At 74.6% G+C, this 18,716-nt stretch carries 13 protein-coding genes and 2 pseudogenes; 4 read left to right on the top strand and 11 right to left on the bottom strand.

What is annotated here, in order from left to right; translation table 11 throughout:
* Both MCAG_RS06195 and gltB read right to left on the bottom strand, forming a co-directional pair.
* A partial coding sequence (locus MCAG_RS06195) for a glutamate synthase subunit beta (RefSeq protein ID WP_157548421.1) occupies window positions 1-1,529 on the bottom strand: 1,529 nt, incomplete at its 3' end.
* On the bottom strand, window positions 1,522-6,207 hold the full coding sequence (gene gltB, locus MCAG_RS06200; RefSeq protein WP_007072116.1) for a glutamate synthase large subunit: 4,686 nt from the start codon (window positions 6,205-6,207) through the stop codon (window positions 1,522-1,524). The genes gltB and MCAG_RS06195, both read right to left, overlap by 8 nt.
* 175 nt (window positions 6,208-6,382) lie before the next feature.
* On the opposite strand from gltB, the gene MCAG_RS06205 reads away from it, so the two are divergent.
* A complete protein-coding gene (locus MCAG_RS06205; protein ID WP_085986107.1) occupies window positions 6,383-7,204 on the top strand; it encodes a GNAT family N-acetyltransferase in 822 nt (273 codons plus the stop codon).
* A 190-nt stretch (window positions 7,205-7,394) separates the two neighbouring features.
* Here MCAG_RS06205 and MCAG_RS06210 read toward each other — a convergent pair whose 3' ends face one another.
* The 5 genes from MCAG_RS06210 to trpC form a co-directional block, all read right to left on the bottom strand.
* Window positions 7,395-8,582: an NAD(P)/FAD-dependent oxidoreductase gene (locus tag MCAG_RS06210; RefSeq protein WP_007072118.1), complete on the bottom strand. Its 1,188-nt coding sequence runs from the start codon at window positions 8,580-8,582 to the stop codon at window positions 7,395-7,397.
* Window positions 8,583-8,597: 15 nt separating this feature from the next.
* The gene (lgt, locus tag MCAG_RS06215; protein ID WP_007072119.1) at window positions 8,598-9,785 is read right to left on the bottom strand and encodes a prolipoprotein diacylglyceryl transferase; all 1,188 of its coding nucleotides are present in this window, start codon (window positions 9,783-9,785) and stop codon (window positions 8,598-8,600) included.
* Between the two features lie 156 nt (window positions 9,786-9,941).
* Window positions 9,942-10,745 (bottom strand): tryptophan synthase subunit alpha, encoded by an 804-nt coding sequence (trpA, locus tag MCAG_RS06220; protein WP_007072120.1) that lies wholly within the window; start codon window positions 10,743-10,745, stop codon window positions 9,942-9,944.
* Window positions 10,746-10,749: 4 nt separating this feature from the next.
* On the bottom strand, window positions 10,750-11,985 hold the full coding sequence (gene trpB, locus MCAG_RS06225) for a tryptophan synthase subunit beta (protein ID WP_036372555.1): 1,236 nt from the start codon (window positions 11,983-11,985) through the stop codon (window positions 10,750-10,752).
* A gap of 34 nt (window positions 11,986-12,019) precedes the next feature.
* Window positions 12,020-12,883 (bottom strand): indole-3-glycerol phosphate synthase TrpC, encoded by an 864-nt coding sequence (gene trpC, locus MCAG_RS06230; protein ID WP_036372557.1) that lies wholly within the window; start codon window positions 12,881-12,883, stop codon window positions 12,020-12,022.
* 453 nt (window positions 12,884-13,336) lie between these two features.
* On the opposite strand from trpC, the gene MCAG_RS06235 reads away from it, so the two are divergent.
* Window positions 13,337-13,594: a hypothetical protein gene (locus MCAG_RS06235; RefSeq protein WP_036372560.1), complete on the top strand. Its 258-nt coding sequence runs from the start codon at window positions 13,337-13,339 to the stop codon at window positions 13,592-13,594.
* 103 nt (window positions 13,595-13,697) lie between these two features.
* Here MCAG_RS06235 and MCAG_RS06240 read toward each other — a convergent pair whose 3' ends face one another.
* From MCAG_RS06240 to MCAG_RS36145, 4 genes and pseudogenes are all read right to left on the bottom strand, one after another.
* On the bottom strand, window positions 13,698-14,306 hold the full coding sequence (locus MCAG_RS06240; protein ID WP_036376502.1) for a Trp biosynthesis-associated membrane protein: 609 nt from the start codon (window positions 14,304-14,306) through the stop codon (window positions 13,698-13,700).
* 46 nt (window positions 14,307-14,352) lie between these two features.
* Window positions 14,353-15,906 (bottom strand): anthranilate synthase component I, encoded by a 1,554-nt coding sequence (locus MCAG_RS06245; RefSeq protein WP_007072123.1) that lies wholly within the window; start codon window positions 15,904-15,906, stop codon window positions 14,353-14,355.
* The gene (hisI, locus tag MCAG_RS34500) at window positions 15,903-16,337 is read right to left on the bottom strand and encodes a phosphoribosyl-AMP cyclohydrolase (RefSeq protein WP_007072124.1); all 435 of its coding nucleotides are present in this window, start codon (window positions 16,335-16,337) and stop codon (window positions 15,903-15,905) included. Before hisI ends, MCAG_RS06245 begins: the two co-directional genes overlap by 4 nt.
* A 228-nt stretch (window positions 16,338-16,565) precedes the next feature.
* Window positions 16,566-17,240 (bottom strand): annotated as a pseudogene (locus tag MCAG_RS36145) (phosphoribosyl-AMP cyclohydrolase); the annotation flags it as partial.
* Between the two features lie 228 nt (window positions 17,241-17,468).
* Between MCAG_RS36145 and MCAG_RS06255 the strand changes: the two are divergent.
* Window positions 17,469-18,203, top strand: a complete 735-nt coding sequence (locus tag MCAG_RS06255) for an ABC transporter ATP-binding protein (RefSeq protein ID WP_007072125.1) — start codon at window positions 17,469-17,471, stop codon at window positions 18,201-18,203.
* Window positions 18,200-18,716 (top strand): annotated as a pseudogene (locus tag MCAG_RS06260) (ABC transporter permease); the annotation flags it as partial. The gene MCAG_RS06255 and the pseudogene MCAG_RS06260, both read left to right, overlap by 4 nt.

The raw sequence follows: 18,716 nt of genomic DNA on the forward strand, positions 1-18,716 counted from the left end.
ACAGCACGGCGAGGGTGAGTCAGCGGGCGGCGAGGGGGCTGCCGCGCGGGGTCGACCGGGGCGGGCAGTTCGCCCACCCCGCCCAGGTACGCGTGGATCGCGGCAGCCACCGCCCGCCCCTCGGCGATCGCCCAGACGATCAGCGACGCGCCCCGGTGCATGTCCCCGGCGACGAAGACGCCGTCGGCGTCGGTCTGCCAGTCCGGCCGGGCGTCGATCGCGCCCCGGCCGTTGCGGGTCACCCCGAACTGCGCCAGCAGCGGCTGCTCCTCGGTGCCCTCGAAGCCGATCGCCAGCAGCACCAGGTCCGCCGGCAGCTCCCGCTCCGAGCCGGGCAGCGCCGTGACGATGCGCCGACCGTCGCGCTTCTCGACGGTCACCTCGGCGATGCGTACGGAGCGCACCTGGCCGGTGCCGTCGTCGACGAACTCCTGCACGGCAGCGGCGAACACCCGGTCCCCGCCCTCCTCGTGTGCCGGGTAGTTGCGCAGGATCCACGGCCAGGTCGGCCACGGGTCGCGCTCGGCGTCGCGGGAGTGCGGCGGCTCGGGGTACAGGTCGAGCTGGTGCACCCCGGCCGCGCCCTGGCGGTGGGCCACGCCGAGGCAGTCCGCGGCGGTGTCGCCGCCGCCGATGATGACCACGTGCTTGCCGGCGGCGTCGATCGGGGTGCCGTCGGGCAGCACCGCGAGGGTGGGCCTGCCCTCCCCGGCCGCGGCGACCACCCGGTTCGCGGCGACCAGGTGCGTCATCGCCTGGTGCACGCCACGCAGCTGCCGCCCCGGGGTCTCCGGGGTGTCCCGGCCCTGCAACGCGCCGCAGGCGAGCAGCACCGCGTCGTACGCCTCGCGCAACTGCTCGGCGGTCACGTCGACGCCGACGTTCACGCCGGTGCGGAACCGGACGCCTTCGGCCTCCAGCTGGGCCAGTCGCAGGTCGATGTGCTGCTTCTCCAGCTTGAAGTCGGGAATGCCGTACCGGAGCAGGCCGCCAATCGCGTCGTCGCGCTCGTACACCGTCACGGCGTGACCGGCGCGGGCGAGCTGCTGGGCGGCGGCTAGGCCGGCGGGCCCGGAGCCGACCACGGCGACCGACCGGCCGGTCGGCGTCGTCGCCGGGCGGGGTTCGAGCCCACCCCGGGTCACCGCCGCGTCGGCGATCTCCACCTCGACCTGTTTGATGGTGACCGGCTGCCCGCCGCCGATGCCGAGCACGCACGCGGCCTCGCAGGGCGCCGGGCAGAGCCGGCCGGTGAACTCGGGGAAGTTGTTGGTGGCGTGCAGCGACTCCACGGCGGCGTCCCAGCCGCCCGTGCGGACCAGGTCGTTCCAGTCCGGGATGCGGTTGCCCAGCGGGCAGCCGTCGTGGCAGAACGGGATGCCGCAGTCCATGCAGCGGGTGGCCTGCTCGCGGATCAGCGCCTCGCCGGCCGGCGGGTACACCTCCCGCCAGTCGGAGATCCGCACCGGCACCGGCCGGCGCGCGGGCAGCCGCCGGTCGTAGCGCAGAAAGCCGTTCGGGTCAGGCACGAGCCACCTCCTGGGCGACCACCCGCGTGGCGGGCGGCACGGACGCGTCGGAAGGCGTCGCCGGGGCGGCTGTCGCCGCCAGCGCGCTCATCACCGCGTCGTCGACGTCACGGCCGGCGGCTTCGGCGGCCCGCATGATCTCCAGCACCCGGCGGTAGTCCCGGGGCACCACGGCGGTGAACTCCTCCACCGCCTCCGGCCAGCGCTTCAGCAACGCCTCGGCGACCGCCGAGCCGGTCTCGGCGGAGTGCCGATGCACCAGCTCGTGCAGCCGGTCCCGCTCCTCGTCGCGCAGCGGGGACAGGTCGACCAGCTCGGTGTTGACCCGCCGCTCGTCGAGGTTCCACACGTACGCGGTGCCGCCGGACATGCCGGCGGCGAAGTTGCGCCCAGTCTCACCGAGCACCACCACCGTGCCGCCGGTCATGTACTCGCAGCCGTGGTCGCCCACGCCCTCGACGACCGCCACCGCGCCGGAGTTGCGCACCGCGAAACGCTCGCCGACCCGGCCGCGCAGGAAGACCTCGCCGGCCGTGGCCCCGTACAAGATGGTGTTGCCGGCGATGATCTGGTCCTCGGCCCGCTCCCCCGGCGCGGCCTCGCCGTCGACGAACGGCGCGGCGGCGTCCGGGCGGACGACGATCCGGCCGCCGGAGAGCCCCTTGCCGACGTAGTCGTTGGCGTCACCGTGCAGCCGCAGGGTGACCCCGCTCGGCAGGAACGCGCCGAAGGACTGCCCGGCGGTGCCCCGCAGCAGGAACTCGATGGTGTCGCCGGGCAGGCCGGCTCCGCCGAAGCGGCGGGTGACCTCGCCACCGAGCATCGCGCCGACGCTGCGGTGCTCGTTGCGCACCGCCACCTCGACCCGCACCGGCGTGCCGTCGGTCAGCGCCGGTCGGGCGAGGGCGATCAGCTCGTTGTCCAGCGCCAGTTCCAGCCCGTGGTCCTGGGCCCGGATGCCGCGCCGGGCGGCCCCGGCCGGCAGCTCCGGCAAATGCAGGACCCGACCGAGGTCGAGGCCGTGGGCCTTCCAGTGGTCGATGGCCGGTACGACGTCGAGCAGCTCGGTCTGCCCGATCGCCTCCTCGATCGACCGCAGGCCCAGCTCGGCCAGATAGCCCCGGACCTCCTCGGCGAGGAAGAGGAAGAAGTTCTCCACGAACTCCGGCCGGCCGGTGAACCGCTCGCGCAGCACCGGGTTCTGGGTGGCGATGCCGACCGGGCAGGTGTCCAGGTGGCAGACCCGCATCATCACGCAGCCCTCGACGATGAGCGGGGCGGTGGCGAAGCCGAACTCCTCCGCGCCGAGCAGCGCCGCGACCAGCACGTCCCGGCCGGTCTTGAGCTGGCCGTCGACCTGCACGGTGACCCGGTCGCGGAGCTTGTTGAGCAGCAGGGTCTGCTGCGCCTCGGCCAGGCCCAGTTCCCACGGGGTGCCTGCGTGCTTGAGCGAGTTCAGCGGGGACGCGCCGGTGCCGCCGTCGTGGCCGGAGATGAGGATGACGTCGGCCTTGAGCTTCGCCACGCCGGCCGCGACGGTGCCGACGCCGGTCTCGCTGACGAGCTTGACGTGCACCCGGGCGGCCGGGTTGACGCACTTGAGGTCGTGGACGAGCTGGGCCAGGTCCTCGATGGAGTAGATGTCGTGGTGCGGCGGTGGGGAGATCAGGCCGACGCCCGGGGTGGCGTGCCGGGTGCGGGCGATCCACGGCCACACCTTGTTGCCGGGTAGCTGCCCGCCCTCGCCGGGCTTCGCGCCCTGGGCCATCTTGATCTGGAGGTCGTCGGCGTTGACCAGGTATTCGCTCGTCACGCCGAACCGGCCGCTGGCGATCTGCTTGACCGAGGAACGGCGGGCCGGGTCGTGCAGCCGCTCGACGTCCTCGCCGCCCTCGCCGGTGTTGGACTTGCCGCCGAGGCGGTTCATCGCGATGGCCAGGGTCTCGTGCGCCTCGGCCGAGATCGACCCGTACGACATCGCGCCGGTGGCGAACCGCTTGACGATCTCGCTGGCCGGCTCGACCTCGTCCAACGGCACCGGCGGGCGGACGCCGGTGCGCAGGGTGAACAGCCCGCGCAGCGACCCTGCCTTCGCGGCCAGCTCGTCGACCTTGGCCGTGTACTGCCGGAAGACGTCGTACTGGCGGCTACGGGTGGCGTGCTGGAGCAGGAAGACGGTCTCCGGGTTGAACAGGTGCAGCTCGCCCTCTCGGCGCCACTGGTACTCGCCGCCGACCTCCAGCCGGTCGGACGCCACCGCGCCCGGCGCCGGCCACGCCAGCGCGTGCCGGGCGGCCACCTCGGCGTGGATGCCGTGCAGGTCGACCCCGCCGATCGTGCTCGGGGTACCCCGGAAGTACCGCTCGACGAGGCGGGCGTCCAGGCCGACGGCCTCGAACACCTGCGCCCCGCAGTACGACGACACGGTCGAGATGCCCATCTTGGACATGATCTTCAGGACGCCCTTGCCGAGCCCCTTGACGTAGTTGCGCACCGCCTTCGCCGGGTCGACGCCGGTCAGGCCGCCGGTGGCGATCATGTCCTCAACCGACTCGAAGGCCAGGTACGGGTTGACCGCCGCCGCGCCGTAGCCCAGCAGCACTGCCGCGTGGTGCACCTCGCGGCAGTCGCCGGACTCGACGATCAGCGCCACCTGGGTCCGGGTCTGCTCGCGCACGAGGTGCTGGTGCACGGCGGCGGTGAGCAGCAGCGACGGGATCGGGGCGAGGTCGGCGTTGGAGTCGCGGTCCGACAGCACCAGGATGCGCACGCCGTCCTCGATCGCCTCGGAGACGTGCCGGCAGATCTCGGTGAGCCGGGCCTTGATCCCGGCCCCGCCGTCGCGGATCCGGTACAGCCCGGAGACCCGCACGGCCTTGAAGCCGGGCAGGTCGCCGTCCTCGTCGATGGAGAGAATCTTGGCCAGCTCGTCGTTGTCGATCACCGGGTACGGCAGCACGATCTGCCGGCAGCTCGCCGGGCCCGGGTCGAGCAGGTTGCCCTCCGCGCCGATGGTGTGCTGGAGGCTGGTGACCAACTCCTCGCGGATGGCGTCCAGCGGCGGGTTGGTGACCTGGGCGAAGAGCTGGTGGAAGTAGTCGTAGAGCAGCCGCGGCCGGGTCGACAGCGGGGAGATCGGGGTGTCGGTGCCCATCGAGCCGAGCGGCTCGGCGCCGGTGCGGGCCATCGGGGCGAGGAGGATCTTCAGCTCCTCCTCCGTGTAGCCGAAGGTCTGCTGGCGGCGGCGCACCGAGTCGTGGGTGTAGACGATGTGCTCGCGCGGCGGCAGGTCGATCAGGTCGATCAGCCCGGCGTGCAGCCACTCGTCGTACGGCTCGGCGGCGGCCAGCTCGGTCTTGATCTCGTCGTCGGAGACGATCCGCCCGGCGACCGTGTCGACCAGGAACATCCGGCCCGGCTGGAGCCGCCCCTTGGCGACCACCGTGGCCGGGTCGAGGTCGAGCACGCCCGCCTCGCTGCCGAGCACCACCAGGCCGTCGGCGGTGCGCCACCAGCGCCCCGGGCGCAGCCCGTTGCGGTCCAGCACCGCCCCGACGATCTCACCGTCGGTGAACGCGACCGAAGCCGGCCCGTCCCACGGCTCCATGAGGCTCGCGTGGAACCGGTAGAAGGCGCGCTTGTCCGCGCGCATGTCCGGGTCGTTCTCCCACGCCTCGGGAATCATCATGAGCACCGCGTGCGGCAGGCTCCGGCCGGCCAGGTGCAGCAGTTCGAGGACCTCGTCGAAGTTCGCCGAGTCTGAGGCCGCGGCGGTGCAGACGGGGAAGATCCGGCGGATGTTGCCGGGCAGGTTCGGGCTGCGCAGCAGCGCCTCGCGGGCCTGCATCCAGTTGCGGTTGCCACGGATCGTGTTGATCTCACCGTTGTGGGCGATGATCCGGTACGGGTGGGCCAGCGGCCAGGAAGGGAACGTGTTGGTGGAGAACCGGGAGTGCACCAGCGCGATGGCGCTGTCGACCCGCTCGTCGGTCAGGTCCGGGAAGAACTCGGGAAGCTGGTCGGGGGTGAGCATCCCCTTGAACACCATGGTCCGACAGGACAGCGACGGGAAGTACGCCGGCACGCCCCGCTCGGCGGTTTCCCGCTCGGCCTGCTTGCGTACGCAGAACGCCACCCGGTCCAGGTCGAGGCCGGACAGCGGGGATCCGGCCCGGCCGGCGGGGGTATCGGTGAGCCGCCGGGCGGCCAGGAAGATCTGCCGCACCCGGGGCATCGCCGCCAGCGCGGTCTCGCCGAGGCCGCTCGGGTCGGTCGGCACGTCCCGCCAGCCGAGGACGTCGGCACCCTCGACCAGGGCGTACTTCTCCAGAACCTGGCGGGCGCGGGCCTCGCCGTCGTCGTCGGTCGGCAGGAAGACCAGGCCGGTGGCGTACTCGCCGGCGGGCGGCAGTGGGAAGTCGACGACCGCGCGCAGGAAGGCGTCCGGCACCTGGATCATGATCCCCGCGCCGTCACCGGTGTTGTGCTCCGCGCCCCGGGCGCCCCGGTGGTCCAGCCGGAGCAGCGCGCCGAGACCGTTCGCGACGACCGAGTGGGAGCGCCGGCCGTACAGGTCCGCCACGAACGCCACCCCGCACGCGTCGTGCTCGTGGGCGGGGTCGTACAGCCCGGCCGCGGGCGGGGCCGACTGCTGGCTGAGAGGGTACGGAAAGGCCACCGGGCCTCCTGTCGTCACTCAGGTTGGATCATGGTCGGGACGACGTCGGCCCTTATGGGTCTATTGAGTCTACGTTAGGGGTAGGCGCGCAAGGCCAGTTCAGATTGATCACACTTCCACATCCTGGGAAAGGTAGTCTCGCGCGGTGGATCACGTACGCAATGAGACGACTGGGATGTTCGACCGGCTGGAGCGGTTCTACGACGCCGTGCCCCGGGACGCCGCCCGTGCGGAGGAGCACGGCCCCCTGGTCCTGTTCGTCCGCGAAGGGGCGGGATGGCCCTTCTATGCCCGTCCCCGCCTCGACGCCGCCGAGCCACCGTCCGTGGCCGACATCACCGCCGTGCGCCAGCGGCAGCGGGAACTCGGCCTGCCGGAGGCGTTCGAGTGGGTGCACGAGCGCACGCCGGACCTGCTCGCGGTGGCCCGCGCGGCGGGACTGACCGTGCTGGAGGCCCCGCTGATGGTGCTCGACCCGGCCGCCCTGGCCGACGCGGGCAGCTTCACCGACGTGCCGGTGCGGCTGCTGGACGCGGCGTCACCCGGCCTCGCCGCCGACGTGGCCGCCCGGCGGGCGGTCGCCGCCGTGGGCTTCGCCGCCGCCGGCACCGCCCGGGGCGAGGCCGGCCCGGCGCAGCGGGACAAGGCGATCACCGAGCTGGACGTGGCGGCGCTGGAGGAGGAGCGGGCGCGGATCGCCGACGGCCGCCGGCTGTCGGCGCTCGCCGAGGCCCCCGGCGAGGGGGCGCTGGCCAGCGGGATGGCGATGCGGGTCGGCGACACCGCCGAGATCGCCGGGGTGGCCACCCTGCCGTCCGCCCGCCGCCTGGGGCTCGGCGCGGCGATCACCGCCGCCCTCGCCCACGCGCTGCGCGCCGCCGGCACCGACCTGGTCTTCCTCTCCGCCGGCAGCGAGGAGATCGCCCGCGTCTACGTCCGGGTCGGCTTCCGCCGGATCGGCACCGCCTGCGTCGCCGAGCCCGCCGCGATCATCTGACCTGCGCCGCCCGGGCCGCCCGGGGCGGAACGCCGGTGTCGCCGGAGGGGACGGTACGGCCGGCACCATGTCGGGGGCATCGGGGTATCGGGGACTCCGGACACCCCCCATGTCGCCGACATGCGGCCCAGACCTGGCCGGGGGCCAAGCCCCGGGCTGCACCCCGGCCCGATCGGGCTGGGCCGGGGCGTCAGGACGGGGGGCGCCACTGGGCGGCGGAGGCCGCGGCACCGGAGAGCAGGCGAGGGCTGATCGTGCCGAGGGCCGCGTCGCGGGCCCGCAGGGCGAGCCGGCCCCGGGCCTGGAGCACCGCCGACATCCGGCGGGTCTGCCGCACCACCGTCGCCGCGCGGGGCCGGCGCAGCCGGTCGTACGCGACCACCGCGTCCGGCAGGCGGGACTCGCGCAGCAGCAGGGCAAGAGTGGCGGCGTCCTCGAAGGCGAGGCAGGCACCCTGGCCGAGGTGCGGGGGCATGGCGTGGGCGGCGTCGCCGAGCAGCACCACCCCGCCCGGGCCGGCCGGGAAGCTGTACGAGCGGGGCAGCGGGCGCAGCTCGCGGATCTCCTGCTGGACCAGGTCGGCCGGTTCGGTGGCGGCGAGCAGCTCGTCGACCGGGGCGGGCCAGCCGGCGTACCAGCGGCGCAGCAGGGTGAGCTGGGTCTCCGGTGGCTCCGGGCGGGGCGCGCCGGCGGCGGTGGCCACCCAGTAGATGCCGCCCCGGCTCGACCCGCCCGACGAGCCGCGCTCGCCCAGCGAGGCGGACACGAAGCGGTATCCGGCACCGAGCGTCTCCCCGCCGACGGGCTGGTCGGACGGCAGCCGAGGCGCCCGGTACCAGGGGATCACCGCCCGCCAGGCGGCGCAGCCGGAGCTGACCACCCCGGACTCGGGGGCCAGCTGGCGGCGGATCTCGCTGTCGGTGCCGTCCGCCGCGACCACCAGGTCGGCCTCGAAGCGCTGCCGGCCGTCGCCGACCCACGGGCGTTGGCCGGCCTCGGCCCGCACCGTGCGCACGGACACGCCGGTCCGCAGCTCCACCCGCTCGCCGAGGCCGGCGATCAGGGCGTCGTGCAGGTCCTCCCGGTGCACCACCACGGGCATCCGGTCGGCCGGGGTGGGGCGGGGCTGCACCAGCCACTGCCCGTCGGGGCGACGCACGCCGCCGTCGGGCAGTGGGGTGGCGATCGCGTCGAGCCCCGCGCCGAGGTCGAGGGCGCGCAGCGCGCGTACCCCGTTGGGCCAGAGCACGACGGCCGTCGGATCCGGACGGACCCGGTCGGCGCGCTCCAGGAGGGTGACCTGCCAGCCGGACCGGGCCAGCGCGCCGGAAACCGCCAGGCCGCCGATCCCGGCGCCGACCACCACCGCGGTACGCATGCCGACCCTCCCCGCTCAGCTCTCGCGGTCGGCGGCGCGGGAGCCGGTGGCCCCGGCCGCCCCGTCGCCCGCTGACCCGTCGTCGCCCGCCCCGCCGGCCCCCTCGCGGTCGCCGTCGCCGTGACGGTCGCCGGGCGCGGCGGGCCGGGTCGGGCCGGGCTTCTCGGCGTCGGGAGCCTCGGCGTCGGGGACGTCGGGGACGGCCCCGGTCTCCTGGTACACGCGTAGCTGCTCCTCGCTCACCACCCGGTAGCCCTCCGGTGCGACGGCCCGCGCGCCGGCCTCCCGCTCGGACAGGTCGAGCTGCGACACGTCGCCCCCGGCCGGGCCGGCGGCGGGACCACCGACCGGGACGAGGTACTCCCGGGGCCCGCGCACGCGCAGGAAGTAGATCAGCGCGCCGACGAATACCAGGGCCGCCGTCCAGACGTTGAGCCGGACGCCGAGGATGTGGTTGGCCTCGTCGGTGCGCATCAGCTCGATCCAGAACCGGCCGGTCGTGTAGCCCATCACGTAGAGGGCGAACGCCCGACCCCGGCCGAGGCGCAGCCTCCGGTCGAGGACGAGGACCAGACCGGCGACGCCGACGTTCCACAACGCCTCGTAGAGGAACGTCGGGTGGTAGAGCCCGGGCAGCAGCACCGGCTCGCCGTCGACGACCTTGGCGTGGCCCGGGTTGCGCGGGTCCATCTCGTGCACCCTCAACCCCCACGGCAGGGTCGTCAGGCCGCCGTGGAGTTCGTTGTTGAACCAGTTGCCGAGCCGGCCGACCGCCTGCGCCAGCGGGAGCCCCGGGGCGAGCGCGTCGGCCACCACGGCGAACGGGATGCCGAGCTGACGGGCGGCGATCCACGCGCCCAGCGCCCCGCCGGCCACCGCGCCCCAGATGCCGAGGCCACCCTCCCAGACGGCGAACGCCTTGAGCGGCTCACCACCGGCGCCGAAGTACTTCTCCGGTGAGGTGATCACGTGGTAGATCCGGGCCCCGATGATGCCGGTCGGCACCGCCCAGACGGCGATGTCGAGCACCGCGCCGGGGGCGACGCCGCGCTGGCGCAGCCGGCGCTCGGTGACCACGCAGGCCACTGCGATGCCGGCGATGATGCAGAGCGCGTACGCCCGCAGCGGCAGCGGGCCAAGCTGCCAGACGGCCGTGCTGGGGCTCGGCAGGGCCGCCTGGGGGATCGTGGAGGCGAGGGTCACGGGTGCACACGCTACCGCCGCCCATCGCCCCGGCGGCACCCTGGGGCGGCTGCTTGCAAGGAAGGGCCCCTTCTTAACGCCTGCGGTAGAGAAGGTCCCCTTCTCACCGGCACGGCCAGCGCGGGCCGGTGCGAGCGCGGGGCGAAGGGCGGGGGGTCAGCGCTGCGGGTGACGGACGCCCTCGGCGAGCTCGGCGCTCAGCGCCCGCAGGGCGGTCAGGCCGGCGGCCGGATCGGGGGCGTCGAGCAGGCAACGGATCAGCGCGCTACCGACGATCACCCCGTCGGCGTACCCGGCGACCGTGCCGGCCTGCGCGCCGGTGCCGACGCCGAGCCCGACGCCGACCGGCAGGTCGGTGACCTCACGCAGCCGGGAGACCAGGATCGGCGCGGCCTCGGAGGTCTGCGAGCGGGCGCCCGTGACGCCCATGATCGCGGTGGCGTAGACGAAGCCCCGGCAGTGCTCCACGGTCATCCTCAGCCGCGCGTCCGTCGACGACGGGGAGACCAGGAAGGTGCGGTCCAGCCCGTGCGCGTCCGAGGCGGCCAGCCACTCGTCGGCCTCGTCGGGGATCAGGTCAGGGGTGATCAGGCCGGTGCCGCCGGCCGCCGCGAGGTCCCGGGCGAACGCGTCGACGCCGTACTGCTCGATCGGGTTCCAGTAGGTCATCGTGACCACGGGCGCGCCGGTCGCCGCGACCGCCTCGACGATACGCAGCGTGTCGGCGGTGCGCACGCCGCCGGCCAGGGCGATGTCGCTGGCCTTCTGGATCACCGGGCCGTCCATCACCGGGTCGGAGTACGGGATCTCCACCTCGATGACGTCCACGCCCGCGGAGACCATGGCGGTCATCGCGGCGATGCTGCCCTCGACGGTCGGGAAACCCGCCGGCATACAGCCCACCAGCACGGCCCGCCCGTCTGCACGGGCCTTGTCGAACGCGACCCCGATCCGGCTCACGGTCTCACTGCTCCTTGTCGAGGATGCCGAAGTACTCGCCGGCGGTGTGCACGTCCTTGTCGCCCCGGCCGGAGAGGTTGACCACGATGACCGGCTCCCGGCCCAGCTCCGCGGCGAGCCCCGGGGCGATCTTGCGTGCGCCGGCGAGCGCGTGCGCGCTCTCGATCGCCGGGATGATCCCCTCGGTGCGGCAGAGCAGCTCGAACGCGGCCATCGCCTCGGCGTCGGTCACCGGCAGGTACGTCGCCCGGCCGCTGTCGTGCAGCCACGCGTGCTCCGGCCCGACGCCCGGGTAGTCCAGGCCGGCCGAGATGGAGTGCGACTCGATCGTCTGCCCGTCGGCGTTCTGGAGCACGTACGTGCGGGCACCGTGCAGCACGCCCGAGGATCCGCCGGTGATGCTGGCCGCGTGCCGGTCGGTGTCCACGCCCTCCCCGCCGGCCTCGAAGCCGTACAGCCGCACTCCCGCGTCGGGCACGAAGGCGTGGAAGATGCCCAGCGCGTTGGAACCGCCGCCGACACAGGCCGCGACGGCGTCCGGCAGCGCGCCGGTCAGGTCGAGGCACTGCGCGCGGGCCTCGACGCCGATGCCCCGGACGAAGTCCCGGACCATCTCCGGGAAGGGGTGCGGGCCGGCGGCCGTGCCGATGAGGTAGTGGGTCTCGTCGACGTTGGCGACCCAGTCCCGCATCGCCTCGTTCATCGCGTCCTTGAGGGTGCGCGAGCCGTTGGTGACCGGGACGACGGTGGCGCCGAGCATCCGCATCCGGGCCACGTTGAGCGCCTGCCGCCGCGTGTCCACCTCGCCCATGTAGACCACGCAGTCAAGGTCGAACAGGGCGGCGGCGGTGGCGGTGGCCACGCCGTGCTGGCCGGCACCGGTCTCGGCGATCACCCGCCGTTTGCCCATCCGCTTGGTCAGCAGCGCCTGGCCGAGCACGTTGCGCACCTTGTGCGCGCCGGTGTGGTTGAGGTCCTCGCGCTTGAGCAGCACCCGCGCGCCGATCTGCGCGGAGAACCGGTGCGCCGGGTAGAGCAGCGAGGGGGTGCCGGCGTAGTCGCGCAGCAGGGCGTCGAACTCGGCGAGGAACGACTCGTCGGACATCGCCTTGCGGTACGCGGCGTCCAACTCGTCGAGCGCCGCGACCAGCGCCTCCGGGACGAACCGGCCGCCGAACCGGCCGAAGTGACCGGCGGCGTCGGGGACCTGACCGGCCGGGGCCGGCTCGTTGGCGCTCATCGCGGTTGTCCTCTCGCTGCTGACCGGGCGCGGCTCAGCGCGCCGGACGGGGCGTCGCCGGGTGGTTGCCGGCGTTGACCAGGGCGGCCACCGCCTCGCGGGGGCTGGACTGGGTGACCAGGCCCTCGCCGACCAGCACGGCGTCGGCGCCGGCCGAGGCATAGCGGATCAGGTCGTGGGGGCCGCGCACACCCGACTCGGCGATCTTGACGACGTTGCTGGGCAGGCCGGGGGCGATCCGCTCGAACACCGACCGGTCGACCTCCAAGGTACGCAGGTCACGGGCGTTGACCCCGATCACCTGCGCGCCGGCCTCCATGGCCCGGTCGGCCTCCTCCTCCGTGTGCACCTCGACCAGCGCGCACATGCCGAGGGACTCGATCCGCTCCAGCAGACCGACCAGCGCGTTCTGCTCAAGGGCGGCCACGATCAGCAGGACCAGGTCGGCGCCGTGCGCGCGGGCCTCGTGCACCTGGTAGCTGGAGACCACGAAGTCCTTGCGCAGCACCGGGACCTTCACCGCGGCCCGGACGGCGGCCAGGTCGTCGAGCGAGCCGCCGAACCAGCGCCCCTCGGTGAGCACGCTGATGGCCCGCGCTCCCCCGGCGGCGTACTCGCCGGCCAGGACGGCCGGGTCGGCGATCTCGGCCAGTTGGCCCCGGGAAGGCGACGAGCGCTTCACCTCGGCGATCACCGCCACGCCGGGCCGGCGCAGGGCCGCGTACGCGTCCAGCGGCGGCGGCGCGGCGACGGCGAGTTCCCGGATCCGCTCCAGCGGAACCTGCTCCTGCCGTCGGGCGACGTCCTCGCGGACGCCGGCCAGGATCTCGTCGAGGACGCTTCCGGACGCCGCCGGACCGGTCCCGTCCCCCTCCGCGTGCGCATGCTCAGCAGTCACCAACGGACTCCCCTCTCCGGGTGTCATGGGCCGATGCTAGGGGGCACCACCTGGCAGCACGTGCCGGGGGTATGGCGCTCCTCACGAGATGGGCTGCGGCATAATGGCCGACTTCCGGTGAACGGTGGGTCACCGAGCGCAACCGCCCCCATCGATCGCGGTGACAGAACCGCCGATCAGTCCATCGACGATCACCCATCTCCATGGGATCATTGTCCGTCGTCGCCGCGCCACGCGCATGCCGATCGATGTTGTGACGAAGCTCAAGGCTGAACGGCCCTGTCCAGGTGGCCGGAAACGGCGGACAGTTGACGTAGCGGTGACCACGGCGAAACGTGAGCCAGGCACCGTGGGACTCGGGCAGACTCGACGAGGAGCTGCCCATATCCCGTCGGGCGGTCGCGGCGCGCGCCTGCCCGAGCCGTCGGAACGATCTTCGTGCGGGGTGACCAGATGAGCACTGCCGGGCCCAACCCGACCATCGGACTGACCACCATCTCCCGGACCGTGGCGTCGCTCGCCGTCGGGGTGGTGCACACCCTGGAGCGGGCCGTCGTGGGCGACGCCCGGGTCCGCACCGCGCGCGGCAACGCCTGGGAGGCCGTCTGCGCCGACCGGGCCCGCGCCGACCAGCGCGCCGAGCTGGATCGCCTGGTGGCCGAGCTGGCCGCCGCCCGTGCTGCCACCCGGGACCGCCAGCCGGTCGGCTGATCCCGCCACCGTCGGCCGCCCCGTGGCCGTCGGCCGACATCGAACGGCACACCGGGCGGCCCGCGCCGGGTGTGGTGGGCCAGCGGCGCGGCGGATCCGCCGGTCAGTCGGCCGTCGGGTCCTCACCCCGGTCCAACGCGTCCCACGCCTCGGTGGTGCGCCGCCCGGTCACCGGGCCGGCCGTGGCCTCGCCCCCGGCGGGGCCGGCGGCCCCGCGCGCCGGCCGCTCGTAGCGCGCCCCCATCCCCGGCCAGCGCGCGCCGCGCAGCGTGGTGAGGCCGCCACCGAGGGCGGCGAGCAGGCCGCCGACCAGGCACAACGCCGGCCACTGCCGGCTCACCGCGCCGTCGAACCCGGCCACCACGCCGTAGCCGCCGCCAACCGCCACGGCCACACCGAGCGCCAGCAGCAGGACTCCGACCAGCCGGCGCGGTACCCCCCGGGTGGCCAGCACCGCGCCGCCACCGGCCAGCCCGACCACCGCGAGTGCGGGCAGCCAGGGCAGCAGCTCCGCCCCGGTGCGGGCCGCGCGCACCGGGGGCAGCGGCGCCGGACGGGCCGCCAGCTCGACCGACCAGGTCCGGGTCGACGCCCACAGCGCCAGGCCCGCGCCGGCCAGGCAGAGCAGCACCGCGTACGTCAGCTCGCGCCGCCCCTGCGCGGCCGGCGCGGCGGCCCCGGACGTCACCCGGTCGGCCGCCGGCCCGGTCACCGCGGCCACCCGCCGCCCACGACCACGACGCCCCGCCCCGCCGGGCTCACCGGGCCGGCCGCAGCGTCTCGGCGGCGGCGATGGCGGCGAGCACGGCCGCGGCCTTGCTGCGGGTCTCCTGGTCCTCCGCGGCCGGGTCCGAGTCGGCCACCACCCCCGCGCCGGCCTGCACGTAAGCGCGGCCGTCGCGGATCAGCGCGGTGCGGATGGCGATCGCCATGTCCAGGTCCCCGCCGAAGCCGAAGTAGCCGACCGTGCCGCCGTAGAGGCCGCGCCGGACCGGCTCCAGCTCCTCGATGATCTCCATGGCCCGTACCTTCGGCGCGCCGGACAGGGTGCCGGCGGGGAAGGTCGCGGCGAGCGCGTCGAACGCCGTCTGATCCTCCCGCAGCTCGCCGACCACGGTCGAGACGATGTGCATGACGTGGCTGTAGCGCTCGATGGTGGCGAACTCCGGCACCTCCACCGTGCCCGGTCGGCAGACCCTGCCCAGGTCGTTGCGGCCCAGGTCGACAAGCATCACGTGCTCGGAGCGCTCCTTCGGGTCGGCGAGCAGCTCGGCGGCGAGCCGGGCGTCGGCCTCCGGGGTGCCGCCGCGCGGGCGGGTGCCGGCGATGGGGTGCAGCAGCGCCCGGCGCCGCCCGTCGGGGCCGGCGCTGACCTTCAGGTGCGCCTCAGGCGAGGAGCCGACGATGTCGAAGCCGTCGAAGCGCAGCAGGTACATGTACGGGCTCGGGTTGGTGGTGCGCAGCACCCGGTAGACGTCCAGGGGGTCGGCGTCGGTGGGCCGCTCGAAGCGCTGGGCCAGCACGATCTGGAAGCACTCCCCGGCCCGGATCGCCTCTTTGGCCGTGTCGACGGCCTTCGGGTAGCCACCGGGGTCGGTGCGGCTGAGCACGTCGCCGACGGCCGGCCGGTCGACCGTGGAGATCATCGGCGGGATGGGCCGGGACAGCGCCGTGGTCATCGCGTCCAGCCGGCCCACCGCGTGGTGGTACGCGGCGGCGACCAGGGCGTCGCGGTCCGGCTCGTCCGCAGGCGGGAGCACCGCGTTGGCGATCAGGATCGCCGAGCCGTCGTAGTGGTCGAGGACCACCAGGTCGGTGGCGAGCATCATGCCCAGCTCGGGCAGGCCGAGGTCGTCCTCGGTCAGCTCGGGCAGCCGCTCGAAGCGGCGGACCAGGTCGTACCCGAGGTAGCCGACCATGCCGCCGGTCAGCGGCGGCATGCCGCTGACCGGGTCCCACGCCGGGCCGGCGAGGGCCTCGACGGTCTCGCGCAGCACCCGGACCGGGTCGCCGTCGGTGGGCAGCCCGGCCGGCGGCTGGCCCGTCCAGCACGCCGCCCCCCCGCGCTCGGTGAGGGTTGCGCTGCTACGCACGCCGATGAACGAGTACCGTGACCAGGCCATCCCCGCCGAGCCGGCTCCCTGCTCGGCGGACTCCAGCAGGAAGGTGCCCGGGCCGCCGGCCAGCTTGCGGTAGACGCCCACCGGGGTTTCCGCGTCGGCGAGCAGCCGCCGGGTGACCGGGACGACCCGCCAGCGGGCGGCCAGGTCGGCGAAGGTGCGCTGGTCGGGGCTGGCGACGCCGTCGGTCATGCGGGCTCCCCTCCGGCGGTGACGGGCAGTTCGGTGAAGAAGCAGGTGCGCTCGCCGGTGTGGCAGGCCCCGCCGACCTGGTCGACGCTGACCAGCAGCGCGTCGCCGTCGCAGTCCAGCGCCACCGAGCGGACGTGCTGGTGGTGGCCGGAGGTGGCCCCCTTGACCCAGTACTCCTGGCGGCTGCGCGACCAGTAGGTGGCCCGGCCGGTGGTGAGGGTGCGGTGCAGCGCCTCGTCGTCCATCCAGGCGACCATCAGCACCTCACCGGTGTCGTGCTGACGCACCACGGCGGCCACCAGGCCGTCGGGGTTACGGCGCAGCCGCGCGGCGACGGCCGGGTCGAGCCGGGACGGACGGGCCGGGCCGGGCGTCCCCGGCGGGGTCGGGCGGGCGTGGGCGCCGGTCACCGGCGCGTCAGGTACGGGCACAGTGACCCATTCTCCCGCACGTGGCGAGGGCACCGGCGACGGCTCCCGCCGGGGGGCCGGCGCCGGCTCGGGCACGCCGGTGAGCTGCGCGAGATAGCGGTCCAACCGCCCGTCGGACAGCGCCTCGGCGAGGTCGGCGCCGGCCACGGCGGCGATCTCGTCGGCGTACGGGCGGATCAGTGCGACGGTGCCGGCGACCAGCCGCCCGGCGGCGGCCCAGAGCTGCCCGGCGGAGCCGGGGCGCATGCCGAGGCAGAGCAGCATGTCGTCGCGGTACCCGGTCGGGGCGACCGGCAGGTCGAGGGCGGCGGCGAACGCCGCCCGCCGGGACACCACCCGCACCGACGGGTTGGCCAGCCGCAGCACGGAGGGGCAGAGCCGGGCCAGGTCGGCGGCGGCCAGCCGGACGCCGAGGTGGTCGCCCCGGGCCCGGGCCCCCGCGACCTTACCGAGCGTGGCGATCAGCTCCTCCAGCCTCGGCTCGTCGGCGGGCTGGCAGAGCACCGGCAGGTCGATCCGGGCGCGCCACCGGTCGTCGGCCCACAGCAGCCGGACCGGCGCGGTGACCGGCAGCCCGAACGCCCACTCGGCCGGCTGGGCGAGCCGGTCCCGCCAGGAGCGGACGTCGCGGACGGCCACCGAGACGTGGGTGAGCCAGCCGTTGGACTCGGCCAGGTAGGCGCGGCGGGCGGCGTACGGGGCGTTGACCAGCGGATCGGCCGGTCGAGCCGGCGTGGCGTCGGTGACCAGCACGTCGAGGTCGACGTCACTGTGTGCCGTGGCGGCCCGGCGGGCGTGGCTGCCGCGCAGCAGGATACCGACGACGGGCCGCTCGCCCGCGTGCCGCAGCCGGGCGGCCCAGTCGTCGAGGAATCCAATTTCCGGTGACGCAGCGTGACCCACCGCGCCATCGTGCCGTACGCCCGATCGGGGCGCAATGCCCGGTGCCGGACGGGCTGTCCGGTGACGGGGGCTGACGCCCGGTCCGAAGGCTAGTGTCCGAGCGTTCTCATTCCTGCCTCCGGGTACCTTTCGCCGCTAATCCCGCTCGATGCCAACCCGTTGCGGACGGACGAACAACTCATCTAGTGTTGAGTTCATCGGGTGTTGAATTCTACTGTGGAGGTGGCGATGGACCACGCGATCGCGGTCCGCGACCTGGTCGTGGACCGGGGGCGGCGCCGGGTGCTGCACGGCGTGACCTGCGCGGTGCCGCGCGGCGCGGTCACCGGTTTGCTCGGGCCCAGCGGCAGCGGCAAGACCACCCTCATGCGAGCCGTCGTCGGGGTGCAGACGGTCCGCTCGGGCTCGGTGACCGTGCTCGGCCGGCCAGCGGGCTCCCCCGCGCTGCGCAGCCGGGTGGGATACCTGACCCAGGCGCCCAGCGTCTACGCCGACCTCACCGTCGCCGAGAACGCCCGCTACTTCGCCGCCCTGCACGGCCGGGGCCGCGCCGAGGCGGACCGCGCCGTGGCCGACGTGGGGCTCGCCAACGCCGCCGGGCAGCTCGTCGGCTCCCTCTCCGGCGGGCAGCGCAGCCGGGCGTCGCTGGCCTGCGCCCTGGTCGGCGAGCCGGAGCTGGTCGTCCTCGACGAGCCGACGGTCGGGCAGGACCCGGTGCTGCGGGCGGACCTGTGGGCCCGGTTCCACGCCCTCGCCGCCGCCGGGACGACCCTGCTAGTGTCCAGCCACGTGATGGACGAGGCGGCCCGCTGCGACCGGCTGCTACTGATCCGCGAGGGCCGGCTCGTCGCCGACGACACACCCGACGCGGTCCGCGCCGCCGCCGGGGTCGACGACCTCGAGGAGGCGTTCCTGCGCCTGATCCGGGCCAGCGAGGCGGCCACCGTCGGGGAGGCGTCGTGAACCCACGCATCCTGGCCGCCACCACCGGCCGCATCCTGCGCCAGCTTCGGCACGACCGGCGCACCGTCGCCCTGCTCGTGGTGGTGCCGGCCCTGCTGCTCGCCCTCGTCTACTACATGTACGCCGACCAGCCCACCCCACCCGGCCAGCCGAGCACGTTCGACCGGGTGGCCCTGGTGATGCTCGGCATCTTCCCCTTCGTGATCATGTTCCTGGTGACCAGCATCGCGATGCTGCGCGAGCGCACCTCCGGCACCCTGGAGCGGCTGCTCACCACCCCGCTCGGCCGGCTCGACCTGCTCTTCGGCTACGGCATCGCGTTCGGCCTCGCCGCCGCCGGCCAGGCCGCGGTCGCCTCGGCGGTGGCGTACTGGGTGTTCGGGCTGACCACCGCCGGCAGCGCCGCCCTGGTGATCGCGATCGCCGTGGTCAACGCGGTGCTCGGCGTCGCCCTCGGCCTGCTCTGCAGCAGCCTTCGCCCGTACCGAGTTCCAGGCCGTGCAGTTCATGCCG

Origin of the sequence: Micromonospora sp. ATCC 39149 (assembly GCF_000158815.1) — a bacterium.
GTDB lineage: Bacteria > Actinomycetota > Actinomycetes > Mycobacteriales > Micromonosporaceae > Micromonospora.